The sequence below is a fragment of the Caulobacter sp. P1_B12_2 genome, assembly GCF_056406675.1.
In genome coordinates this window covers 1-1313 of record NZ_JBFTZS010000725.1, presented here as the reverse complement: position 1 = coordinate 1313, position 1313 = coordinate 1, and the positions used below count along the sequence as shown (strand labels likewise).

The following is a 1313-nucleotide window of genomic DNA, read 5'->3' as shown; positions in this document are numbered from 1 at the left end:
GCATCACCCCCATCCCCGGCCCTTCCCCCATCCGCCGACGGGAAGGGAGAGGTTGCTACAGCCCCGCCTTGGCGAACGCCTCTTCCACCCGCTCGCCCACCTCGCGGCCCGGCAGGGCGCGTTCGCCCTCCATCACCGCGACGTAGGACAGGCCCAGGTCGGGCTTGCCCGCGCCGACCGGCACGGGGCCCATGGCCCAGCCGACGGTGTTGACGCCGGGGCCCGAGGGGCAGCTGGCGAAGCGGGCCGGCTTGCCGACCGCGCCTTCCAGCACGGTCTGGGCCGTGGTGGTGGTCCCGCCGCAGGTGGGCAGGTTGCGGGCGCAGGTGATGTAGCCGCCGCCGGTCCAGACCACCTTGCCGGCCTTGTCGGCCAGCAGCACGCAGGTGTTGGGCCCGCCGATGGCGCGGCCGACGGCGTCCGACAGCTGCTGCTCGTCGACGCCGCTGGGCAGCTTGGGCGAACAGGCGGCGAGGGTCAGGCCCGCCGCGATCAAAAGGACGGCGGGGCGCATGCTCAGGCGGCCTTCTTGATGCGGTTGCCGTCTTCCAGCAGCACCACGGTCGGGGCATAATTTCGCGCCTCTTCCGCCGGCATCTGGCAGTAGGTCACCACGATCACCGTGTCGTTCTTCTGGACCAGGCGGGCGGCCGCGCCGTTGACGCCGATCACCTTCGAACCGCGCGGCGCGGCGATGGCGTAGGTGGTGAAACGGGCGCCGGTGGTGATGTTCAGCACGTCCACCTGCTCGTTGGGCAGGATGTTGGCGGCCTCGAGCAGATCGGTGTCGATCGCGATCGAGCCTTCGTAGTCGAGGTCGGCCTGGGTGACGGTGGCCCGGTGAAGCTTGGCCTTCATCATCGTCAACAGCATGGCGATATCACCCTATCCGCTTGAAACACATTGGGATTTACCGGGTCGCCACACACATGACCCGTGATCAGTCACGGCCATATAGACAGGAAGCGGTCCGCGTTCAATCGCAGTGCAACAGACGGGCGCCGCCGAACAAAGGTTAACAGCGACGCTTGGGCGCCCTATGGTCGAGATAACGGCGTGATGCGAGGGGGCTCTCATGCGACTTCTGACAGGCTTGGCGCTGGGTGGAATCCTGGCGGCGGGGGCGTTGGGCGGGGCGTTGTCGCAGACGCGCACCCAGACCACCGCTCCGGCCGCGACGGCGGCGCCCAACCGCACGACCGACATCCTCAAGCTCATGCAGCAGGCCGCCGACGCCGCCGCCAAGGCCAAGGCGGCCCAGGCGCGGGCCGCCGCCGCCGGCCAAGGCGGCCCAGGCGCGGGCCGCCGCCGCC

At 69.9% G+C, this 1313-nt stretch carries 2 protein-coding genes and 1 pseudogene; 1 reads left to right on the top strand and 2 read right to left on the bottom strand.

Features of this window, described 5'->3' with window-relative positions; all coding sequences use genetic code 11:
* Positions 1-55: 55 nt before the first annotated feature.
* Positions 56-514 carry a hypothetical protein gene (locus AC1DZ6_RS25250; RefSeq protein ID WP_477099830.1) on the bottom strand — a complete coding sequence of 153 codons (459 nt, stop codon included), beginning with the start codon at positions 512-514 and terminating at the stop codon, positions 56-58.
* A gap of 2 nt (positions 515-516) precedes the next feature.
* Positions 517-873: an aspartate 1-decarboxylase gene (gene panD / locus AC1DZ6_RS25245; protein ID WP_056756452.1), complete on the bottom strand. Its 357-nt coding sequence runs from the start codon at positions 871-873 to the stop codon at positions 517-519.
* A 202-nt stretch (positions 874-1075) separates the two neighbouring features.
* Between panD and AC1DZ6_RS25240 the strand changes: the two are divergent.
* Positions 1076-1313 (top strand): annotated as a pseudogene (locus AC1DZ6_RS25240) (hypothetical protein); the annotation flags it as partial.

What these genes read in the sequence shown, in the direction of transcription:
- panD (WP_056756452.1), bottom strand. Translation starts at nt 873, where the DNA reads ATGCTGTTGACGATGATGAAGGCCAAGCTTCACCGGGCCACCGTCACC.
- AC1DZ6_RS25250 (WP_477099830.1), bottom strand. Translation starts at nt 514, where the DNA reads ATGCGCCCCGCCGTCCTTTTGATCGCGGCGGGCCTGACCCTCGCCGCC.